This is a genomic window from Nocardia pseudovaccinii NBRC 100343 (genome assembly GCF_001613225.1).
GTDB lineage: Bacteria > Actinomycetota > Actinomycetes > Mycobacteriales > Mycobacteriaceae > Nocardia > Nocardia pseudovaccinii.
The window spans coordinates 1-21,691 of record NZ_BDBY01000287.1 but is presented as its reverse complement, the minus strand read 5'-3'; the positions used below and the strand labels follow the sequence as shown (position 1 = coordinate 21,691).

General features: G+C 65.8%; 20 protein-coding genes. 9 read left to right on the top strand and 11 right to left on the bottom strand.

The genetic code is table 11. The features are described from left to right. The 3 genes from NP3_RS34520 to NP3_RS34510 form a co-directional block, all read left to right on the top strand. Nucleotides 1-1,080, top strand: a 1,080-nt coding sequence (locus NP3_RS34520; RefSeq protein ID WP_063045922.1) for a succinic semialdehyde dehydrogenase, incomplete at its 5' end; no start/stop codon positions are given. A gap of 26 nt (nucleotides 1,081-1,106) precedes the next feature. After that, nucleotides 1,107-2,333 carry a cytochrome P450 gene (locus tag NP3_RS34515; RefSeq protein ID WP_063045921.1) on the top strand — a complete coding sequence of 409 codons (1,227 nt, stop codon included), beginning with the start codon at nucleotides 1,107-1,109 and terminating at the stop codon, nucleotides 2,331-2,333. Then, nucleotides 2,330-2,815: a glutathione peroxidase gene (locus NP3_RS34510; protein WP_063045920.1), complete on the top strand. Its 486-nt coding sequence runs from the start codon at nucleotides 2,330-2,332 to the stop codon at nucleotides 2,813-2,815. The genes NP3_RS34515 and NP3_RS34510 overlap by 4 nt, the downstream gene beginning before the upstream one ends. Before the next feature lie 43 nt (nucleotides 2,816-2,858). On the opposite strand, the gene NP3_RS34505 is transcribed toward NP3_RS34510, so the two are convergent. From NP3_RS34505 to NP3_RS34480, 6 genes are all read right to left on the bottom strand, one after another. Continuing rightward, complete coding sequence (locus NP3_RS34505; RefSeq protein WP_063045919.1) at nucleotides 2,859-3,440, bottom strand: TerD family protein; 582 nt, start codon at nucleotides 3,438-3,440, stop codon at nucleotides 2,859-2,861. Between the two features lie 79 nt (nucleotides 3,441-3,519). Beyond that, nucleotides 3,520-4,875 (bottom strand): lanosterol 14-alpha demethylase, encoded by a 1,356-nt coding sequence (cyp51, locus tag NP3_RS34500; RefSeq protein WP_063045927.1) that lies wholly within the window; start codon nucleotides 4,873-4,875, stop codon nucleotides 3,520-3,522. Between the two features lie 306 nt (nucleotides 4,876-5,181). Further along, nucleotides 5,182-6,027 (bottom strand): isocitrate lyase/PEP mutase family protein, encoded by an 846-nt coding sequence (locus NP3_RS34495; RefSeq protein ID WP_063824987.1) that lies wholly within the window; start codon nucleotides 6,025-6,027, stop codon nucleotides 5,182-5,184. A 164-nt stretch (nucleotides 6,028-6,191) separates the two neighbouring features. Beyond that, nucleotides 6,192-7,361, bottom strand: a complete 1,170-nt coding sequence (tuf, locus tag NP3_RS34490; protein WP_063045918.1) for an elongation factor Tu — start codon at nucleotides 7,359-7,361, stop codon at nucleotides 6,192-6,194. Nucleotides 7,362-7,637: 276 nt separating this feature from the next. Then, nucleotides 7,638-9,485 carry a serine/threonine-protein kinase gene (locus NP3_RS34485; RefSeq protein ID WP_063045917.1) on the bottom strand — a complete coding sequence of 616 codons (1,848 nt, stop codon included), beginning with the start codon at nucleotides 9,483-9,485 and terminating at the stop codon, nucleotides 7,638-7,640. A gap of 164 nt (nucleotides 9,486-9,649) precedes the next feature. Next, a complete protein-coding gene (locus NP3_RS34480) occupies nucleotides 9,650-10,843 on the bottom strand; it encodes a serine/threonine-protein kinase (protein WP_245721229.1) in 1,194 nt (397 codons plus the stop codon). Between the two features lie 112 nt (nucleotides 10,844-10,955). Here NP3_RS34480 and NP3_RS34475 point away from each other — a divergent pair, with 112 nt between their 5' ends. From NP3_RS34475 to NP3_RS34460, 4 genes are all read left to right on the top strand, one after another. Beyond that, the gene (locus NP3_RS34475; RefSeq protein WP_040695028.1) at nucleotides 10,956-11,726 is read left to right on the top strand and encodes a deoxyribonuclease IV; all 771 of its coding nucleotides are present in this window, start codon (nucleotides 10,956-10,958) and stop codon (nucleotides 11,724-11,726) included. A 300-nt stretch (nucleotides 11,727-12,026) separates the two neighbouring features. After that, nucleotides 12,027-12,956, top strand: coding sequence for a TauD/TfdA dioxygenase family protein (locus NP3_RS34470; protein WP_063045924.1), 930 nt, complete (start codon nucleotides 12,027-12,029; stop codon nucleotides 12,954-12,956). 133 nt (nucleotides 12,957-13,089) lie between these two features. Beyond that, nucleotides 13,090-14,298, top strand: coding sequence for a CaiB/BaiF CoA transferase family protein (locus tag NP3_RS34465; protein ID WP_063045916.1), 1,209 nt, complete (start codon nucleotides 13,090-13,092; stop codon nucleotides 14,296-14,298). A 222-nt stretch (nucleotides 14,299-14,520) separates the two neighbouring features. Beyond that, nucleotides 14,521-15,429 carry a hydroxymethylglutaryl-CoA lyase gene (locus tag NP3_RS34460; protein ID WP_063045915.1) on the top strand — a complete coding sequence of 303 codons (909 nt, stop codon included), beginning with the start codon at nucleotides 14,521-14,523 and terminating at the stop codon, nucleotides 15,427-15,429. Nucleotides 15,430-15,671: 242 nt separating this feature from the next. On the opposite strand, the gene NP3_RS34455 is transcribed toward NP3_RS34460, so the two are convergent. Together NP3_RS34455 and NP3_RS46270 are read right to left on the bottom strand one after the other, a co-directional pair. Further along, entirely contained in the window at nucleotides 15,672-16,526 is an 855-nt protein-coding gene (locus NP3_RS34455; RefSeq protein WP_063045914.1) for a GNAT family N-acetyltransferase, read from the bottom strand. Between the two features lie 65 nt (nucleotides 16,527-16,591). Next, on the bottom strand, nucleotides 16,592-16,933 hold the full coding sequence (locus NP3_RS46270; RefSeq protein WP_063824986.1) for a hypothetical protein: 342 nt from the start codon (nucleotides 16,931-16,933) through the stop codon (nucleotides 16,592-16,594). Nucleotides 16,934-17,160: 227 nt separating this feature from the next. Here NP3_RS46270 and NP3_RS34445 point away from each other — a divergent pair, with 227 nt between their 5' ends. Beyond that, nucleotides 17,161-17,631, top strand: coding sequence for a superantigen-like protein SSL4 (locus tag NP3_RS34445; RefSeq protein WP_063045913.1), 471 nt, complete (start codon nucleotides 17,161-17,163; stop codon nucleotides 17,629-17,631). A gap of 51 nt (nucleotides 17,632-17,682) precedes the next feature. Here NP3_RS34445 and NP3_RS34440 read toward each other — a convergent pair whose 3' ends face one another. Further along, entirely contained in the window at nucleotides 17,683-18,804 is a 1,122-nt protein-coding gene (locus tag NP3_RS34440) for an acyl-CoA dehydrogenase family protein (protein ID WP_063045912.1), read from the bottom strand. A 9-nt stretch (nucleotides 18,805-18,813) separates the two neighbouring features. After that, the gene (locus NP3_RS34435; RefSeq protein ID WP_063045911.1) at nucleotides 18,814-19,986 is read right to left on the bottom strand and encodes an acyl-CoA dehydrogenase family protein; all 1,173 of its coding nucleotides are present in this window, start codon (nucleotides 19,984-19,986) and stop codon (nucleotides 18,814-18,816) included. A 219-nt stretch (nucleotides 19,987-20,205) separates the two neighbouring features. Between NP3_RS34435 and NP3_RS34430 the strand changes: the two genes are divergently transcribed. Next, a complete protein-coding gene (locus NP3_RS34430) occupies nucleotides 20,206-20,955 on the top strand; it encodes a hypothetical protein (protein WP_063045910.1) in 750 nt (249 codons plus the stop codon). Between the two features lie 4 nt (nucleotides 20,956-20,959). Here the strand turns inward: NP3_RS34430 and NP3_RS34425 are convergent. Further along, nucleotides 20,960-21,691, bottom strand: a 732-nt coding sequence (locus tag NP3_RS34425; RefSeq protein WP_218024989.1) for an alpha/beta hydrolase, incomplete at its 5' end; no start/stop codon positions are given.

Here is a 21,691-nt window from a genome sequence, read left to right as displayed (position 1 = left end):
TTCGCCATCGCGCTCTCGGATTCGATGCCCGCGCTGATGGCGGGCAATGGCGTGGTACTCAAGCCCGATAACAAGACCGCGCTCTGTGCGCTGTTCGGGGTGGAGCTGCTGTACAAGGCCGGTCTGCCGAAGGGGCTGTTCCAGGTCGTCTGCGGTGCGGGTCCCGATGTGGGGCCGACGTTGATCGACAACGCCGACTTCGTCATGTTCACCGGCTCGACCGCGACCGGGCGGGTGGTCGGCGAAGGCGCGGGCCGCAATCTGATCGGCTGCAGTCTCGAACTCGGCGGCAAGAACCCGATGATCGTGCTGGACGACGCGAATCTCGACGAAGTCATTCCCGGTGCGTCCTTCGCGGTCTTCGCGAATTCGGGCCAGGCCTGTATGCACATCGAACGGATCTATGTGCAGGACAGGTTGTACGACGAGTTCGTGCGCCGATTGGTCACGGCGGCAGACGAATTGAATGCCGAGATCGGCGCGGCCTACGACTTCACACCGGAATTCGGCTCGCTGGTCTCGGTGCAGCATATGGAGCGGGTCGCGGCGCACGTCGAGGATGCGCGCGCGAAGGGCGCGACCGTGCTGACCGGCGGCAAGGCGCGACCGGATATCGGCCCGGCCTTCTATGAACCCACTGTGCTCACCGATGTCACCGCCGAGATGACGCACGCGACCGCGGAGACCTTCGGTCCGGTGGTGAGCGTCTACCGGTTCTCCGACGAGCAGGAGGCCATCCGGCTCGCCAACGACACCACCTACGGCCTGAACGCCAGCGTGTGGAGCCGAGAGCTGGCCCGCGCCAACCGAATCGGCGCGCAGCTCGAGGCCGGGAATATCAATATCAACGACGGCTTCGTGACGACCTACGCCGCCAAGGGCACCCCCTCCGGCGGCGTCAAACAATCCGGCGTCGGCACCAGGCACGGCGATCAGGGCCTGCTCAAATACACCGACACCGTGAATATCGGCGTGCAGAAGCGCCAGGTGATGGCCGCCCGCGCGGGTCTGCCCTACGAGAAGCAGCTGAAGACCACGCTGACGACCCTACGACTCATGCGTCGGCTCAGGCTGCGCTGAAACACTTTTCACCCCAGGAGGTAGCTATGGCAGCGCCCGCGTTCCCGGCAGGCTTCGATTTCACCGATCCCGCGCTGTGGGAAAACCGCATGCCGGTCGAGGAATTCGCGACCCTGCGCCGCACCGCACCGGTGTGGTGGTGCGCGCAGCCGGATGCGACCTCCGGCGGATTCCGCGATGGCGGGTACTGGGTGGTCAGCAAACACGAAGACGTGAAGGAGATTTCGCGCAGCCCGGAAATCTATTCCTCCGCACAGAAGGGCGCGATCATCCGGCTGCCCGACGATGTCACGCCGGAGCAGATCGAACTCACCGGTGCGCTGCTGGTGAACATGGATGCGCCAAAGCATGCCAAGACCCGCCGGATCGTCTCCAAGGGATTCACCCCGCGTGCGGTGGAGGGCCTGCGCGCCGCGCTCACCGAACGCGCGGCGCGAATCGTGCACGAGGCCAAGCGAACCGGGGGTGGCGACTTCGTCCAGCAGGTCGCCTGCGAACTGCCGCTGCAGGCCATCGCGGAACTGCTCGGCGTGCCGAACGACGACCGCCACAAGCTGTTCGAATGGTCCAACCAGACGCTGAACTACGACGATCCGGAGTACGGCGACGCCACCACCGCCTTCACCGAAATCCTCGGCTACGCCTGGAATATGGCCGAAGAGCGCCGCGCCTGTCCGGTCGACGACATCGTCAGCCAATTGGTGCACGCCGATGTCGACGGCGAAGCGCTCGGTTCGGACGAATTCGGATTCTTCGTCATCCTGCTCGCCATCGCGGGCAATGAGACCACCCGCAATGCCATTACCCACGGCATGAAGGCCTTCGTGGACCATCCGGAGCAGTGGGAGCTGTATCGGGAGCAGCGGCCGCGCACCGCACCCGACGAGATCGTCCGGTGGGCGACCCCGGTGAATGCCTTCCAGCGCACCGCGGCCCAGGACACCGAACTCGGTGGACAGCAGATCAAGCAGGGGCAGCGGCTGGGAATCTTCTACAGTTCGGCCAACTTCGACGAGGACGCCTTCGAGAATCCGTTCACCTTCGACATATTGCGCGATCCCAATCCGCACGTCGCATTCGGCGGCACCGGCGCGCATTATTGCGTCGGGGCGAATCTGGCGCGACTGGAGATCGACCTGATGTTCAACGCGATCGCCGATGTCATGCCCCAGATCAGCCAGATCGCCGATCCGGTACGGTTGCGATCGGGGTGGATCAACGGAATCAAGAACTGGCAGGTGCGATACGAATGAATATCCGCAACATTCCCCTACGTACCCTCTCCGGCGACCCGGCAACACTGGGCGAATTGGTCGGAGATAAGGCGGTACTGCTGGTCAATGTGGCCTCCAAGTGTGGGCTGACGCCGCAGTACACCGGACTCGTCGAACTTCAGAAAACTTATGGCGACCGCGGTTTCAGCGTGGTCGGCGTGCCGTGTAACCAGTTCATGGGCCAGGAGCCGGGTACCGCCGAGGAGATCGCGGAATTCTGCTCGACCACCTATGGCGTCGACTTTCCGTTGCTGGAGAAGACCGATGTCAACGGCGACGAGCGGCATCCGCTCTACCAGGCGCTGGTGGAGGCCGCGGATGCCGAGGGCACGGCCGGTGATATCCAGTGGAACTTCGAGAAATTCCTGATCGATCGCGAGGGTGCGGTGGTCGGCCGGTTCCGGCCGCGCACCACCCCCGACGACGCCGCGGTCGTCTCCGCCGTCGAATCGGTTCTGTAGCAATAGCGGCCGGAGCTCGGCGTCCGAGCTCCGGCCCGCTTGCTCACGCCATGGCGAAGCGCAGCAGGGCCTGCTTATCGCCCTGCTTGATCTTGCCCTTGCGATTGAGCACCTCGAGCTGCCAGCTTCCGCCGTTGCGGAATGCCTTGGCCACGGCATTGGCGTTATCCGTGCCGAGCAGCGACGGCCAGATATCGGCCACCTGCTGGGCACTGCCGCCGGTCGCGTCGTAGACCTTGAAACTGATGTTGTTGGCCTTCTCGAACGAGGAGCCCTTCTTGAATGCCGCGGCCACGAAGATGATCGCGTCGATGGCCTCGGGCACATTCGCGAAGGTGACGTGCACCGATTCGTCGTCACCGGAGGCCGCGCCGGTCTGTTCGTCGCCGGTGTGCTGGACCGAACCGTTGCCGAGCGGGTCGAGGGAGTCGAGTCCGGCGAAACGCACCGGCTCGGCGCCTTGCATGAGGATGGCGATCAGATCCAGGTCCACACCGCGCTTGCGGCGCAATAGTCCGACCGCGCCGCCGCTGGTGCCCCCCGACGGGTCCCAGCTCACCCCGACCGTCAGCTTGGTGATGCCGTTGAGATCAGCGGCGCCATCTTCCTTTTTGAGCGTGATCATGTCTTCACACTACAAGCGAATTCGGAAGTCCATGGGGCCCAGAATCTTCCCGCTCACACTCTCGTAACTGGGCGTTTGCCTAGAGCTTTCGCCGCCTGCGGTAGCGCACCGCACAGGGCTGTTGCAGCTGCACCACCATCTTGCTGTGATCGTTTCGATAGCTGTCGGATGGTTGTGCCATTTCGAATTCCCAGTCCCGCAGCAGTATCGAGAAAATCGCCTTGAGCTGCATGAGCGCGAAGGCCGCACCGACACAGCGATGTCTGCCAGCCCCGAAGGGGATCCAGGTCCAGCGGTTGACGATATCGGCCTGATTCGGATCGATATAGCGGTTCGGGTCGAACAGATCCGGATTCGGGAAGTCCTCCGGAATCCGGTTGGAGATGGCCGGAGTCGCCGCGACCAGATCGCCCGGTGCGATGCGATGTCCGCACACCTCGAATTCGCCCTGCGCCACCCGCATCAGAATGATCAGCGGCGGATGCAGCCGCAGTGTCTCCTTGACCACCGCCTCCAGATTCGGAATCTGGCGCAGCGCGCCGAAACTGATATCGGAGCCGTCGGCGTACAACTCGTCGAGTTCATCGACGACGCGACGCAATTCCGCCGGATGCCTGAGCAATTCGATGACCGACCACGCCGCGGTACCCGAAGTGGTGTGATGGCCCGCGAACATCATCGAGATGAACATTCCGGTGATTTCGCTCGCGCTGAATCGCGGCTGCCCCTGTTCGTCCTTGATCGAGATCAGGATGTCGAGCATGTCCCGATCTTCCTTGTTCGCGGACGGATTCGCGGCGCGGCCGTCCATGATGCCCTGCACCAATTCGACCAGTTCCACGCGAGCGGCGTCGCGACGCTGGAAGCTTTCGATCGGCGCATACGGATCCACATAGGCCAGCGCGTCGGTGCCGCGCTCCAGATCGTGGTAGAGGTGGGCGAAGCGTTCGTCGAGTTCATCGCGGAAGCGCTTGCCGATCAGGCAGGCCGAGGACGTGTAGATGGTCAGCTCGGCGAAGAAGTCGAGCAGGTCGATCTGACCCTCGTCGCCCCAGTTCGCCAGCATGCGCTCGACCTCGCGACCGATGGTCGCCGCATGTCCGCGCATTTGTTCCGCACGCAATGCCTGGTTGTGCAGCATCTCCTTGCGCCGCTCCGGACTGGCATCGAACACCACGCCCGCACCGAAAATCGGCTTCATGAACGGATATGCGGCGGCCTGATCGAGATCCTCGTCGCCGGATCGGAAGAAGAACTCATTGGCCTCGGCGCCGGACAGCAGAATCACATGCCGCCCGGCCAGATCGAACGCCCCGACATCCCCGCATTCCGCCCGCACCCGCCGCATCAAAGCCAGTGGATCGACGCGGAATTCCTCGAGATGCCCATGCTCGTGATCGCCTCCGGAAACCCGCAGCGGCTTGACCAGGGTCATGAAATCCTCCTGGGATATCTGTCCACACACGTGATGGACACGTGTCTGGACAGTACTACGATCAATGTGGGGCAGGCAAGGCTCAGCGCCCGCTTTCGCGCTATGCCTGGGAAGAGTGTGCTGCCCGCGACAAAAGGCCCGGCACTCGCAGTGCCGAGCCTCTCGTTCGTCGGTCCTACCGGCGATCGACCTCGCCGTAATTCACGCCCGCGGTGCCCCCGGCCCAGTTCGAGGAACGCGACCTCGACACAATCCTTGCCGCCCGACGTGCGGGAACCGCGCGAATGCGGCCGTCTGGAGCCCGGATCAGCGGCGGAAGAGGTTGTTGAAGTCGTTCTGAGTGAGTTGTTCGGCGGCGTAGGTGAAGGTGCCGCGGTCGGCCAATTCGTGTGCGGTATCGAGCAATTGACGGTACATGGCGCGGAAGATGCTGCCGCCGACCGTGACTCGGCGTACGCCGAGCTCGCGCAGGTCGTCGAGGGACAGTGCGTTGCCGGTCAAGCCCATGACCACATTGAGCGGGCCGTCGAGTTCGCGCACCAGTGTGCCGATGGTTGCGGCATCGCTGGCACCCGGAACGAACGCACAGTCGGCACCTGCTGCCAGGTAGGCGTTGGCCCGCCGGATGCATTCGTCGAGCGAGATATCGACCAGGAGACCATCGGTGCGGCCGACCAGAACGAACGGCTCCCCGCTGCTGTCTATGGCAGCGCGGGCCGCGCGGATGCGGTCCGCGCACAACTCCAGGTCATAGAGCGGTCGCGTGCTGTCGCCGGTGAAGTCTTCGATATTCCCGCCCGCCGCACCGGCATCGAGCGCCGACGCGATCGTGGTCGCCACCGTCTCGGGTTTCTCGCCGTATCCCTCTTCGAGATCGGCGCTGACCGGCACCCCGACCGCGTCGACGATCTCGCGCACCCGCCCCAGCATCGTCTCGCGATCGACCCGCCCGTCCTCGTGCTCGGCGAAGAAGTCGTGATCTGGACGTCCGAGGGAGAACGCGATACCGGCGCTGGTGGTGGCCACCGCGGGAAACCCGGCCGATTCCAGAATCCGGGCACTGCCCGCATCCCACGCATTCGGCAGCAGGAAGCAACCTTCCCGGTGCAACTCGACGAACCGTTGTGCGCGTTGCCGCCGATCGCTGATCACGTCGTCCTCCCTCTTCCCGTGTTCATTCGTCCACTGCGAAGGCCGTCGAGCCAGCCGAACTTGTCAGACCCGTCGATAAAATCACATAACACTGCCGATGCGACAGCTCCCGGCCAGGGTGTTGGGCACGCACGATGCTCGCACATGCCCAACACCGGGCAGGGCTAGCCGACGGTCAGGACGGTGCCCGCGCCGACGGTCCGCCCGCCCTCGCGGATGGCGAAGCCGAGGCCAGGCTCCAGCGGGACCGGGCGGCCCAATTCGACTGTCAGGTCGATGGTTTCGCCAGGACGGGCGACGGCGACGGGCAGCGTGACGTTGCCGACGACGTCACCGGTGCGCACGTAGAACTGCGGGCGGTAGCCGGTGGCGATCGGTGTGCGCCGACCGCCCTCCGCCGTGCCCAGCAGGTACACGCGCGCCGTGAACCGGGTGTGCACCGCGATGCTGCCCGGTTCCGCCGCGACCTGACCGCGACGCACCTGACCGCGCTGCACGCCGCGCAGCAGCAGCGCGACATTGTCGCCCGCTTCCGCGAACTCCATTGTCCGGCCGAAGGTTTCAACCCCGGTGACAACGGAGGTCAGCTCCTCGCCGCCGTAGAGCTGCACCCGATCGCCGAGGCGAATCCGGCCGCGCTCCACCGCACCGGTGATGACGGTGCCCCGACCGGTAATGGTCAGGACGTTCTCCACCGGGAGCAGGAACGGCGCGTCGGTGTAGCGCACGGGCGTCGGCACATGGGTGTCCACAGCGTCCAGCAGGTCGAGCAGCGCGGCGGTCCACCGCGAATCCCCTTCCAGTGCACGCAAACCCGAAACCCGTACGACCGGCAGCTCCACACCCGGGTAACCCTGGGCGCTGAGCAGCTCGCGTACCTCGAGCTCGATCAGGTCGAGCAGTTCCGGATCACCCGCGTCGGCCTTGTTGAGCGCGACCACGATGTGCTCTACCCCGACCTGACGCGCGAGCAGCACATGCTCGGCCGTCTGCGGCATCACGCCGTCCTGCGCCGAGACCACCAGGATCGCCCCATCGAGCTGGGACGCGCCGGTGATCATGTTCTTCACGAAGTCGGCGTGCCCCGGCATATCGATATGCGCGTAATGCCGTGTGGCGGTTTCGTATTCGACGTGCGCGATATTGATGGTTATGCCGCGCAACGCCTCCTCCGGCGCCCGATCGATCCGGTCGAACGGCACGAAGCTACCGCCGCCGCGCTCGGCGAGCACCTTGGTGATGGCGGCGGTCAACGTGGTCTTGCCGTGATCGACGTGACCCATGGTGCCGATGTTCAGATGCGGCTTGGTCCGCACATACGTCTTCTTGGACATGACTTTCCCTGGTTAGGAAACGATTTCCGGCGATCTCGCCGTGGGACCTCTCTGCGACGGGCCACCTTCCCCGTCAGAGGTCCCGGGACATCCCGGGGAAGGTCAGCTTCGGGCGCCGTCGAAGTGCGCCGCAGCCACTGCCGCGGACGCTGCCAGGGCAGCCGCCATCGCGTCCGCGACCGCGGACTCCAGAGCGATGGTGTGGCCGAACATGCGCAGAACTGTACGGGCCGAGCGGAACCGGGCGCGAGCCATTTTTCGCGCCCGGTTCGGCTGTCAGTTCAGTGGGGCCGAGCGCCACCAGCGCAGGACCTTGTCCTGAGCACCCGCCAAACCGTCGGCGTACATGAGGAATTGGGCGCGCTTGCTGTCGCCGGTGAACGCGGTGACGATCTTGGGCCCGTCGTTGACGAACTTGTAGTTGGTGTAGGTCTTGCCACCGTTGGTGTCGGTCGACTTGGTGGCGTCGGAAGGCAGGTTGCTCAGCGCCTTCTGCACATCGGAGGCGTTCTTGTAGACGTAGATCGTGTAGAACGGGTCGTCGTTGTCACCGCCGCCGTAGCAATCCCACTGCGCGGCCCAAGCGCCGAAGTCCGGCGTGCCCGGCGTGGGCAGGGTCAGGTCGCCGGTCTTGTGGGCATTGCATTTCGCGCCGTTGTAGCCGACCGAATCGGATTCGCTGGCGGGCACCATGCGCGGGAACTCCTTGCTGATCGCGGCCGCGGTCGCGTCCACCGAGCCGCTGCCGCCATTGGAGTGACTCGACGAGGTCGTCGTGCTGCCGCCACCGGAGTTCGACGAACCACCGTTCGATACCACGCCGATGATCGCGAGCACGATCACCAACAGGATCACCAGACCGACGCACAGCGCGACGATCAGCCCGACATTCGATTTGCGCTGCGGCGGTGCGGGCGGGCGCGGCCCGCTCATCGGCGGCCGTGGTGCGAATCCGAGCGGCTGCTGGTTGTAGGGATTGCTCGGATGCGGTTGCTGTTGGGTCGGCGCGGTCTGCACCGGCTGCGGACGCGGGGTGCCCTGCGCAGCGGGATTGACGGTCGTGGGCGCCAACGGCTGCGGCTGCGCGGTGTGCGGTGCGCTCGTCTGCGGGTACGGGCCGCTGGTCTGCGGATATGGTCCGGCGGTCTGCGGGTACGGACCGTTCGTCACCGGATGCGGCGTACCGGTCACGGGCATCGGCTGCCCGGTGACCGGCCGGGGTGCTCCCGTCACCGGAATCGCCGGTCCGGTACCCGGACGCGGGCCGACCACCGGCATCGCCGGGACGCTCGGATTGGCGAATGCCTGCTTGGCGGCTTGCGCGAACTCCGAGCACGAGGCGAACCGCTCATCGGGTCGTTTGGCCATCGCCTTCGCCAGCACCCCGTCCAATTGGAAGGGCAGTCCGGGACGGACGCTGCTCAATGCCGGGGGCGTGCCCTGCAAATGTCCCTGGATCACCGCCGCCGGATTGGTCGCGGCGAACGGACCGGACCCGGTGAACAGCCAGAACAGCGAGCAGGCCAGTGAATACTGGTCCGAGCGGTGATCGAGCGAAGCACCGGTCAGCTGTTCGGGCGAGGCATAGGCCAGAGTCGCGGTGAAGGTGCCGGTCTGGGTGAGGTGGCCGGTGTCGTCGCGCAGCCGCGCGATACCGAAGTCGGTCAGGTAGACCCGCTCACCGCGCCCGCCGCCGGAGCGGGCCAGCAGGATATTCGCGGGCTTCACATCGCGGTGCAGTACGCCCATGCCGTGCGCGTAGTCGAGTGCGTCGGCGGTCTCCTTGATGATCTGGACCGCGCGCTCCGGCGGCAGCGACTTGGGATCGACCGATGCGGCATCGATGCCATCGATGTACTGCATCGAGATCCACAGCTGCTCGTCCTCGAGGCCGCGGTCGTAGACGGTGACGATATTCGGGTGATCGAGCTGGGCGACCAGATCCGCCTCCCGCTCGAACCGCGCCCGCACCTCCTTATCGAAGAACATCTCTCGATTCAGCAGCTTCAGCGCCGTCATCCGCGGCAGTCGCGGATGTTTTGCCAGGTACACCGAACCCATGCCACCGCGACCCAATTGCCGATCGATGACATAACCGGCGAATACGTCACCGCTGGCCAGCATGTCTGCTCCACTTCCCGCCGCCCACCGGGACCCCACCGATGAACGGGCGTACAGCATAAGAATGCGCGATCAGGACCTCCTGACCACGGAAAACATCGAAACCTTAGCAGGATTCACTTAAGCCCTGGTTATCGTCGACTTATAGGTATCGACGTTGTTTCCGGCTATGGCGGAGGGCGCGGCGCGGGTCCGGGCGGCGTTCTGCCTGGGCGACGTGGGATATCGGGCAGGGCGATGGTGCCTGGTCGCGGCGAACGACGTGGCGGCAGCGGCAGGCGCGGCTGGGACGTTCTCGGCGACTCGGGGGCACTGCGGCTGGTCGGCTCGGTCGGCCGGGCGGTTCTGCTGCTTCCGACCCGCTCGGAAGTGTTGGGGGGAACCGAGTTTCCGGACGGCACCGGGTTTCGGGCCGGACCGGTATCGCGAGGAGGTTCAGTGCTGGAACGCGATTCGGGGCCCATCCCCATGGGCGGGCGATACGGACCGTTCGCTCGGGGCGGGTGCGGCGCGGACGACACCAGCGCCCGACGAGCCGCCACGGCGAATTCGGTACAGCTGCCGAATCGGTCCGCGGGCCGTTTGGCCATGGCCCGCGCCAGCACCGCGTCCAGCGCGGGCGGCACGTCGGGGCGATACCGGCGCAGTGACGGTATCGCCCCATACAGATGCCCGTTGACGACGGCCATGGGATTCGCCCCTTGGAACGGCCCGGCACCGGTCAGCATCCAGAACAGCGAGCAGGCCAGTGAATACTGGTCGGCCAGGTAATCCGGCGTACCGGTCAGTTGTTCCGGCGCGGCGTATGCCAGTGTGGCGGTAATGGTTCCGGCCGAACTCAGCGTGGACTCGCCATCGCGCATGCCCGCGATGCCGAAGTCGGTGAGCAGCACCCGTTCCGGCTGCCCGATCGGCGCCTTGGCCAGCAGGATATTGGCGGGTTTCACATCGCGGTGCAGCACGCCGTTGCCGTGTGCGAAATCCAGTGCGGCCGCGGTATCGACGACGATCTGCACCGCGCGACCCGGCGCGAGCACGTTGACATCCGCGCAGGACGCGTCCGCGCCCGGCACGAATTGCATAGAGATCCACAGCTGTTCGTCCTCGGCACCGCGGTCGTAGACGGTGACGATATTCGGATGGTCGAGCTGAGCGACCAGATCGGCCTCCCGCTCGAAGCGGCGCCGGATCTCGGCATCGGTATACAGTTCGCGCTTCAACAATTTCAGCGCGGTCAGGCGCGGCAGGCGCGGATGCTGGGCCAGGTAGACGGTGCCCATACCGCCCTGGCCGAGCACACGTTTGATCGTGTATCCAGCGAAAACATCGCCAGTTCGCAGCACAGTGGATTCACCCCCCATATCGGGTCGAGCACCTGGATCCTACCGATGTATCTGTTCGCACGGCCCGGACGCAACATGTTCGTTGCGGTGGGCGAAGACGTCGTCGGTGGCACTCGTTAGGCTCGGCCCCATGCGCATTGGAGCACACGTCCGGCTCGACAGCGATCCGATCGGCTTCGGTGAGAAACTCGGCGCCGATGTCATCCAACTATTCGTCGTCGACCCGCAGAGTTGGGACAAACCGACCCCGCATCCGCGGACCGAGGAGATCCTCGCCAGTCCGATCGATGTGGTCGTGCACTCGTCCTATCAGATCAATGTGGCCAGCCTGAACAATCGCCTGCGCATGCCGTCGCGCAACGCGGTCGCACAGCAGGCGAAGGCCGCCGCCGATATCGGCGCGTTCGGTCTGGTGGTGCACGGCGGACATGTCCGCTCCGACGGTGAACTGGAGACCGGAATCGATAACTGGCGCAAGCTGTTCGAGCGTCAGCAGGACAAGGGCGGCTTCGCGGTGCCGATCCTGATCGAGAACACCGCGGGCGGCAACCACGCCATGGCCCGGCATTTCGATTCGATCGCCCGGCTCTGGGACGCGGTCGGCGATTTCGGCGCGGGCTTCTGCCTGGACACCTGCCACGCTTGGGCGGGCGGTGAGGATCTCGTCGGCGTCGTCGAGCGGATCAAGGCCATCACCGGCCGCATCGACCTGGTGCACCTGAACTCCTCCCGCGACGAATTCAATTCGGGCGCGGACCGTCATGCCAACTTCGCGGACGGAACGATCGATCCGGAGTTGCTCGCCGAGGTGTGCCGGACGGCGGACGCCCCGGTGGTCCTGGAAACGCCCGGCGAGGGTGTCGCCGAGGATCTGGCATACCTGCGCGAGCACGTCGGCTGACCGTCCCGCATCCGCCGCCTCCGTCCAGGTGTCAGCAGACCCAACCGGACAGCTCACCGAGGGTAATCAAATGGTGGCCGGAAACGCCACCGACAACCGCCATTTGACGACCGTCGACAAACGCCCGAGAACGCAACCACAGGTCGAATGGCGCCTCTGCGACATGCATCGAGCCGCCGTATAACTCCACTCGGCGGGGCGTGGCGTTGCGATCATGGCGACGAAAACACTGGTCGGCGTGGGTGTTTCGGTGATGTGCTCCAGGAGCATCAACCGATTCAACCCAGCGAAGGTGATCTCATGACGGTCGACTACGCCCAGACAACCGCCACCGTGACCAAAATCGGCGCTCGCATCGGCGCCCAGGTCGACAATGTCCGGCTCGGCGGCGATGTGGACGCGGCAACCGTCGCGGTGATCCGGCGCGCGCTGCTCGAGCACAAGGTCATCTTCTTCCGCGGCCAGGACCATTTGACCGAGGACGGACAGTACGAATTCGCGCAACTGCTCGGCACCCCGACCACCCCGCATCCCACGGTCACCTCGCACGGCGTCAAGAGCCTGGCCATCGACTCGGAGTACGGCCGCGCCAATAGCTGGCATACCGACGTCACCTTCGTCGACCGGATCCCGAAGGCCTCCATCCTGCGCGCGGTCACCCTGCCGACCTACGGCGGCTCCACCACCTGGGCCTCTACCGTCGCCGCCTACGATTCGCTGCCGGAGCCGCTCGAGCGCCTGGCCGAGAGCCTGCGGGCGGTGCACACCAACCTCTACGACTACGCCGCCACCGACGTCGACCGGAGCAACCCGAATACCGACGCCTACCGCGCCGAGTTCCAGTCCGACTACTACGAGACCGAGCACCCGGTGGTGCGGGTACACCCGGAGACAGGTGAACGCGCCCTGCTGGTCGGGCACTTCGTCAAGCGCTTCGTCGGGGTCTCAACCAGCGAGTCCCAGGCCCTGTTCCGCCTGTTCCAGGACCGGGTGACCCGGCTGGAGAACACCATCCGCTGGAACTGGCAGCCCGGTGACGTCGCCATTTGGGATAACCGCGCCACCCAGCACTACGCCGTCGACGACTACGACAACCAGCCACGCAAGCTGACCCGGATCACCCTCGCAGGCGATATCCCGGTCGGTGTCGACGGCGTCGCGAGCACCTCGCACCACGGCAATGCCGAACACTATTCGATCATCGAGGAAGCTTCCCCGCTCGAAGTGTGACGACGATCGCACGGCTGCCGCAGTACGCCGATTGTGCTGCGGCAGTTGAGGGGCCGTGCGGTTGCGGTATCGGCATACGCCGAAGTACGAGGTCGGGCCGTTGCCGGGCGGCACGATAGTACAGACTGATGCCATGAGTATCAGCCCGCTGGACGGGGTTCGCGTCCTGGAACTCGGCAATTACATCGCCGCGCCGACCGCTGGTCGCATCCTCGGCGATTTCGGTGCCGAGGTGATCAAAGTGGAGCGCCCGAAGGCCGGCGACGAGCTGCGCAACTGGCGACTCTACGGCGGCGATACCTCGATGCTGTACCGCACCATCAACCGGAACAAGAAGTCGATCACGCTGGATCTGCGCACCGAGGCAGGTCGGGGCATCGTCCTGGATCTGCTCCGGCACTGCGATGTGCTGCTAGAGAATTTCCGGCCGGGCATGCTCGAGAAGTGGGGCCTCGGTCCGGAGGTGCTGAACGAAGTCAATCCGGATCTGGTGATCACTCGGATCTCGGCTTATGGGCAGACCGGGCCGCTGGCCGCGCGGCCCGGTTTCGCCGCGGTCGCCGAGGCGGTCGGCGGGCTGCGCGAACTCGTCGGTGATCCGGATCGGCCGCCGGTGCGGGTCGGCGTGTCCATCGGTGATTCGATCGCGGGGATCTATGCGGCGTTCGGCACGGTGATGGCGCTGTTCCAGCGGCAACGCACCAACGAGTCGATCCCGCTGGGGGAACGCGTCATCGATGTGGCGCTGAACGAGGCGATCCTGTCGGTGATGGAATCGCTGGTGCCCGACTATCTTGCCTACGGCATCAATCGCGAGCGGGTCGGCGGGCGGATGGAAGGCATCGCGCCGAGCAACGCCTACCCGACCAGCGACGGTGCGAGCATCATCATCGGCGGCAATGGGGACGCCATCTTCCAGCGCTATATGGAGGTGATCGGCCGTCCCGATCTGGCCGCCGATCCGGAACTGCGGGACAATGCCGGGCGCTGGCGCAATCGCGAACGGCTCGACGCGTCCATTGCCGAATGGACCGTGCGGCACACTCGCGACGAGGCGCTGAAACTGTTGGAGGCGGCGGCCATTCCGTGCGGCCCCATCTACACCGCCGCCGATATCGTCGACGACGAGCAATACAAGGCGCGCAATATGATTCAGCCGTTCCCGGTGGATGTCGGTGCGCCGCAACCGAAGACGGTCGGCTTTCCCGGCATCGTACCGGTGATCGGTGAAAAGTCCCTGCCGATCCGCAATGTCGGACCGGACCTGGGTGAGCACACGCGAGAGGTGCTGTCGGAACTGCTCGGAATGAGTGATGCCGATATCGCCGGATTGGAGGCGTGATGCGCGCCGGTATCGATGGAGTGGAGGCGGTATGACGCGACGGGTATACGGCAGGCGTCGACCGCCGGGGCGCGGTGCGCGCGAAGTGAGTGCGCCCGGACACGCGCGCCCAACGGTGCATCCCACCCCGGCCACGAATGAAAAGCCCTGCGGTGGGGTGATGTGCGTGCCGATGCATATGCGTCAGGCGCCGCCGACCCGGGATGCCAGGGAGGAGGAGTGATGCTGCGCGATGTGACCTTGCGCGACGGGCTGCAGTTGACCGGAAAGGTGCTGCCGGTCGAGCGCAAGGTGGATATCGCGCGCCAACTGCTGGCCGTGGGCGTGCCCGCACTGGAGATCGGGTCGATGGCGCGTCCCGATCTGGTGCCGCCGATGGCCAACACCATGGAACTCATTGCCGCGTTGAGTCCCGAAGAGCTGCAACGCTGTTGGATCTGGGTGGCCACGCCGCGTCATGTGGAGAAGGCCGCCGCCGCTGGCGTGCGCAACTTCCAGTACTGCTTCTCCGCATCGGACGCGCACAACAAGGCCAATATCGGCCGCAGCACCGAGGACAGTGTCGCCGCGATGCCGGATGCGGTCCGGTTGGCGCGAGAGGCGGGCGGCGAAATCCAGCTCTGCCTCGCCACCAGCTTCACCTGCCCCTTCGACGGTCCCGTCGATCCCGAGCGAGTTCTGGCCATTGCCAACGACCCGCGCACCGAGGGCGCTTCCGACATCGTCATCGCCGACACCCTCGGCCAGGCCCACCCGACCCAGGTATCGGAGCTGATCTCGGCCGTGCGCGACCGAACCCCGCACCGCCGCATCGTCTTCCACGGTCACGACACCTGGGGCATGGGCGTCGCCAATACCCTCGCCGCCCTGCAGGCCGGAGCAACCATGGTCGACGGCTCCCTCGGCGGCCTCGGCGGCTGCCCGTTCGCCCCCGGCGCCAGCGGCAACACCTCCACCGAAGACATCCTCTTCGCCACCCGCCCCACCTGGTTCACCCCACCGGTCCTGGCCACCCTGGTAACCCTCACCGAATCCCTGCTCGCCGACCTCGGCGAACCCAACCGCTCCCGCACCGCCGAAGGCACCCGCTCCAAAGCCGCCGCCTTCGAATGGGTCACTCCCGCCCCCTGACCGCCTCCAGGCAGTGCGTACCTCGCAAAAGCCACAGAGCCTGTTGTCGAATGCGTCGGCGGGCGGCTATTCCGTCACATCAACGTCACACGCCGGGGATCAAATCGCCTTCGGGTGGGCACGATTGTGCGGCAGTCGTCGACATAGCAGCGAGCCCTGGATCGCGGCCAAAATTCGCGGCAATTCGGCAACAGGCTCCACAGCCTCTGCAAGGTCACCAATGCCTATGCGACGCCAGCTACTCACTCAAGTGCGGTTGCGGCCGAGGTGAATTGGTAATGCACGAAATCGCGGACGGGTTCGAAGCCGATGGTGCGGTAGATATGGTTCGCGGTGGAGTTGGCGATGTCGGCGAAGAGGCAGGCGTTCAGGTTGTTCCAGCGCAGGGTGCGGGATAGGTGGGCGGTGAGGATGCTGGCGTAGCCGTTGCCGCGGTGCGCGGGTGGGGTGTAGACGGGGCCGATTCGCGACCAGCCGAAGACCGGGACCTGGTGTGCGGCAAGGGAGACGGGCTCGCCGTCGCGTTCCCACAGCCACCAGCGACCGGTCGCGATGCGGTTCCGGATGGCGATGGCGGTCAGGGTCGGCGGCGGCATTCCGGATTCGAGGCGCATGGCTTCGGTCCATTCGACGCACAGCCCGACATCGGAATCGGTTGCGAGACGGGCTGATCCGGCGACTTTCGGGAGGCTCAGTTCCGCGAGCCGGTAGAGGCGGGTCGAGTACGCCTCCCGATAGCCGACACCGTGCCGTTTACCCCAGTGCTCGGCGAATTCGGTCGCATCGTCGGTCGCGCCCTCGACCCCGCCCGCATCCGCGGCGACCTCGGCCATCGCATCGGCAACGGGCACAACGCTTCCCGCGGGCAACTCACCGAGATACACCCCGCGTCCGGCCGCGCGCATGGCAACGCCGATCACCGTCGCGTCGTCGTCGTGGACGGACAGGAACCGCGAGCGGTCGGCATCGACCTGCATGCCGGTCACGTGATTGGCGATGCCCGTGGTGATCACCGTGTGCCGCAACGGATCACGCCGCAGAAACGGCTCGGTCAGCGACCGGAACCGTGCGGCATCGGCGATGATCTCGATCCTCATACCGAATTACGCTAGAGCCCGGAAGCCCTGCGCGCTCTCGATTTTCCGCGCCGCCGCGGCACGGTTCAGCTGGTCCGATCCGCGCGTAGCTTCAACAGCACCAGACCAGCTGTGCACGCCAGAATCAGTCCGGCGACAGTGATTTCGACGTGCAGTCCGGCGATGCCGAGCACGGCTCCGACGATGCCGCCGATGAAAATCAGCCAGGCCGTTATCCGCGACAAAATCGTGGACAGGGCGCGCACTGGCGGGTTCGACACGACTTGCTGCGAAGTTTCCGGGGCGGCCGATTCGTCGGCCGCGGCGGAGGCTCGCAACGGAGTTGTCGAGTAAGCTCCCATCATCAACTCCTCGATGACGCCGATCAGAGTATTGCCATCGCCCGATTTCCACCGCGCGTCTCTCATCTAGGTACTGGCGTCTCACGCGTAACTTTGATCACACACGCTACGGCCCCGGAACGTGGTTCGACCACGACACGTGTCCGCGACACGCCGAAGAGATCAATTCGATATCTGAGTCGCCACTGTTTAATTCACGCTGGGACCGCACATGCACAGCGTGTGCTCGTCTGGCCGGGTCGACCGGCCTCGATTATTGTGAGCTCCACTCGAACGGACGAGGAGTGTTACCGATGGAGAGCAGCAGGGCCAAGATCGCCGGTCCGGTAATCGCCGCGGGCGCGGTCTCTCTCGGACTCGTTCTCATCGGCGCCTGCGGAATCGGCAAGCACGACACCTACGTCGCACCCCCGCCGATCAAATCCGCCAATGACGACGCCGTCCCGGCCGTGCGCTACGGCACCAGCACCTCGGCGATGACGAAGGTGATCATCCCGCCGTCGCCGAGCTGGCAGGTCGCGCGCCCGGGACCGCCGCGCAAGTCGGTCGATTTCACCGTTCCACCGTCGGCCCGGCCGGAATCCACGCCCCGAGGGCCGGAGACCTCCCCGTCGTACGCCGTGCCGCCACCAGCTTTCACCACCGAGATCGAGCTGCCGCCGACCACCCAGCCGCGTCCAGCCGTCGACCCGACCACCGAAGAGCCGCCGACGACGCGCCGCGTGCCGACGGCCACCTCGCCGGGCCTCAGCGACGACGAATAGCGAAACGGCGGCGCGTACCTCGTACACGCCGCCGTTCGGAACTACCGGACCCTACAGCTCCGGCAGGTCGTAGTCACCGACCTGCGCACTGAGCACCCGCAGATGCTCCAGCCCGCCGCCGAGCGTGCGCTCGATCGCGGTGAGCCGAGCGACGTAATGGCTCACCGGGTACTCCGCGGTGACGCCGATGCCGCCGTGCATCTGGATCGCCTCCTGGCCGATATGCCGAGCCGACCGGCCGACCTGCAGCCGCGCCCGCGACGCGACGACAGGGTCGTCGGCGCCATCGGCCAGCGACGCATTCGCGTAAAGGCTCATGCTGCGGGCCAGTTCCAGCGAGACGTACATATTCGCCGCCCGCTGGGTCAGCGTCTGGAACTTCGACAGCGTGACGCCGAACTGCTTGCGCGTCTTCAGATAATCCGTCGTCAGCCGCAGCGCCTCCGCCATCGCACCGATGGACTCCGCGCACAGCGCGGCCTGGGCGTGCCCGATCGTGATCCGCACCGCCTCGGCGGCGTCGATATTGTCACCGAGCAATTCGCCTGGGACGTTGTCGAATTCGATCTGTGCGCCGCGCTGACCGTCGAGCGTCCGGTACGCCTTGCGCTGCACCCCGGCGGCATCCACCAGGAACAGTCCGATGCCGCCGGTCGGCAGCACCGCGCTGACCACGAGCGCATCGGCGCTGTCACCGTGCGGAACCGGATTCTTCAGCCCCGTCAGCACCCACGAATCCCCCTGCTGCACAGCGGTGGTCGCGAGTTCGGTGGACGGCCAGCGCACGCCGGGCTCGGCATGCGCGAACGCCAGCAGTTTGGTGCCGCCGGTCACCTCGGGCAGAATCCGCTGCCGCTGTTCGGCACTGCCGACCCGCGCGACCAGGCCGCCCGGCACCAGCACCGCATCCAGCAGCGGTTCGGGTGCGAGTCTGCGCCCGATCTCCTCGAGCACGACCATGGTCTCCACCGGACCGGCGCCGACGCCGCCGTCCTCCTCGGTGAAGCTCAGGCCGAGCACGCCGAGTTCGGCCAGCTGGTTCCAGACATCGCGGCTCCAGCCGAGTTCGGTGTCGGTGACCTTCAGGCGGGTCTCGGGATCGTAGTTGCGGGCGAGCAGGTCGCGAACCGTGTCACGCAGCATGACCTGTTCATCGGTGAGTTCGAAATCCATGGCGGCGCCTCACAATCCGAGGATCGTGGAGGCGATGATGGTGCGCTGCACCTCGCTGGAGCCTCCGTAGATGGTGGTCTTGCGGTAGTTCAGATAGCTGGGGCCGCTGCGCTGTGCCCAGCCGGGCGAGGCGATATCGTCGGCATCGACGGGGAGTGCGTCCTGGCCCGCGATATCGAGCAGCAGCTCGGTCGTGGCCTGCTGCAGTTCGGAACCGCGCAGCTTGAGCACCGACGAGGCCGGATTCGGCTTACCGTCCGAGGAGTTCGAGACCACGCGCAACTGGGTCAGTTCCAGTGCGAGCAGTTCGTTCTCCAGTTCGGCGATGCGCGCGGCGAAGACCGGATCCTCGAGCAGGGTGCCCGAACCCGACTTGGTCTGGCGCGCGTAATCCTTCGCGACGCCGAGCTTGACCTTGGTACGACCGACACCGGTGATGCCGGTGCGCTCGTTGCCGAGCAGGAATTTCGCGTAGCTCCAGCCCTGGTTCTCCTCGCCGACCAGCTGATCGGCGGGCACCCGCACATTCTCGAAGAAGACCTCGTTGACCTCATAGCCACCGTCGATCAGCTTGATCGGGCGAATGGTGACGCCGGGAGACTTCACATCGAACAGCAGGAAGGAGATGCCCGCCTGCTTCTTCGGTGCGTTCGGATCGGTGCGGACCAGGCAGAAGATCCAGTCCGCGTACTGGCCGAGGGTGGTCCAGATCTTCTGGCCGTTGACGATGTAGGAGTCACCGTCGCGCACCGCGGTGGTGCGCAGCGAGGCCAGGTCGGATCCGGCGTCGGGCTCGGAGAAGCCCTGGCACCACCAGATATCCAGCGCGGCCGTCGGCGGCAGGAAGCGCTCCTTGATCTCCTGCGAGCCGAATTGCGCGATCACCGGGCCGACCATCTGGGCGTTGAACGTCAGCGGCTCGGGCACCGAGGCCAGCTGCATTTCGTCCTGCCAGATATGGCGCTGAATCGGCGTCCAGTCCTTGCCGCCCCAGGCGACCGGCCAGTTCGGCACGGCCAGACCGTTGTCGTTGAGGATCTTGTGCGAAGTGACGATGTCCTCGCGGGACAGTTCGTGGCCGTATTTGACGCGGTCACGGATGTCTGCGGGGATCTCGGTCCGGTAGAAGTTCCGCAGCTCGTCGCGGAAGCCCACCTCGTCGGGCGTCAGACTTAGTTTCATACACATCTCCCGGTGTGTCTCGTACGTCCGCGTCAAACCTACCCCCCGGTAATCTCTCACTGCCGAGTGGGTCACAAGGGCGGATCGGGTATGTGTCGCGAGTCGGCCCTCAGCGGCCGGTGCGGTTGGTTGTGAGTCCCTGGGCGGCGTAAGCGACGAACTGGTACGTTGCTGCACGTGGGGCGGGGCTATCCCGGTGTTCGGTATCGAGGAGAACGAGTGAACGGCAGATCCATCGCACGCGCCGCCGCGGCAGTGACCTCTCTCGGCATCGGCGCGGTCCTCGCCCTCACCGGTACGGCGGTCGCCGAGCCATCCACCGTCGATACCGGACTCGAACAGCTCACCACCGATGCCGGATCGGATCCGGCCGCACAGGCGGGCGTCGGCGCGCTCAACCAGTTCACGAAGCTGGTGGATATCGCCGAGTTGCGCAATGTCTCGGCCGCCTTCACCCCGTTCGCCTATGCCGCGCCGACCTTCGGCTGCGGCAGCATCGGCCCGGTCACCACGATCATCGCGGCGGCCTCCACCGACGGCTCCAACCCCAATGGCGCCGCGGACCCGCTGCCCGGCACCCTGCGGTTCAGTGCGACGCCCGCGCATTCGGGCGCACCGCTGTCCTCCGGGCTCGTCGTGGCCTGGCTGAACGTCAATACCGGTGCGAGCGGCCTCACCACGCTCGACGACCGGACCGAATACAACATGCCGACGCTGTCGAAGACCGTGACCAGCGGTCCCGGCACGGTCATCGCCTCGATGTGGGGCATGATCGACTACCCGTTCGCGCACTGCGTGATGACGCCGACGGTCGGGATGTTCTACGTTCCGGATCGTCCGGTGCTGCCGCCGGCGCCCGAGGGCGCGGCACCGGCACAGCCCGCCTCGACTCAGGAACCGGTGGCGCCCGCCGTCCCGAACCACGCGGACTCCGTATCACGGGACGAAATCGCGCACCAGAACAACTGAGCGCTCAAGCCACCTTGCCGAAGAACGCCCGGATATCGGCGACGTGCATATCCGGCAGTTCCATCGGCACGAAGTGGTTTCCGGTATTGCCCTCGGGCCAGTGCGCAATGGTGTTGTCGCGCTCGGCGAGTCGCAGCATGAGTGCGGAACCACCCGCATAGACGCCCGTCGGTACCGCCTTTTGGCCGGTAGGCCAGACGAATCCGCCGTCGCCGAGTCCGTTGTACATCGGCCAGGACGACGTCCCCGCGGTGTTGGTGAACCAGTACAGGCTGATATTGGTCAGCAGATGATCGCGGTCCATGACGTCCTCGGCCAGTTCGGCCAACGGAGTGAACTCGTTGAATTTCTGCATCAGCCAGGCGAGCAGGCCCACCGGCGAATCGGTCCAGGCATGCGCGAAAGTCTGTGGCGCGGCACGCAGTAGCACGTGGTGGTTCACTCCGCCGGACATCCAGCCTTGCATCTGATCCCATTCCGCGCGTTCCTCCGGCGTCATGGTCGGCACATCGGCCTCGGTCGGCATGCCGATACCGCCATCGATATGCACACCTACCACGCGATCCGGTGCGATACGGGCGATTTCGGGTGCCACGTAGGCCCCGAGATCGCCGCCCTGGGTGCCATAGCGCTGGTAGCCGAGCCGGTCCATCAACTCGGCCCACATCTGCGCCACCCGACGCACCGTCATCCCGGTTTCTTTCGGCCCTTCGGAGAATGCGAAACCGGGCACCGA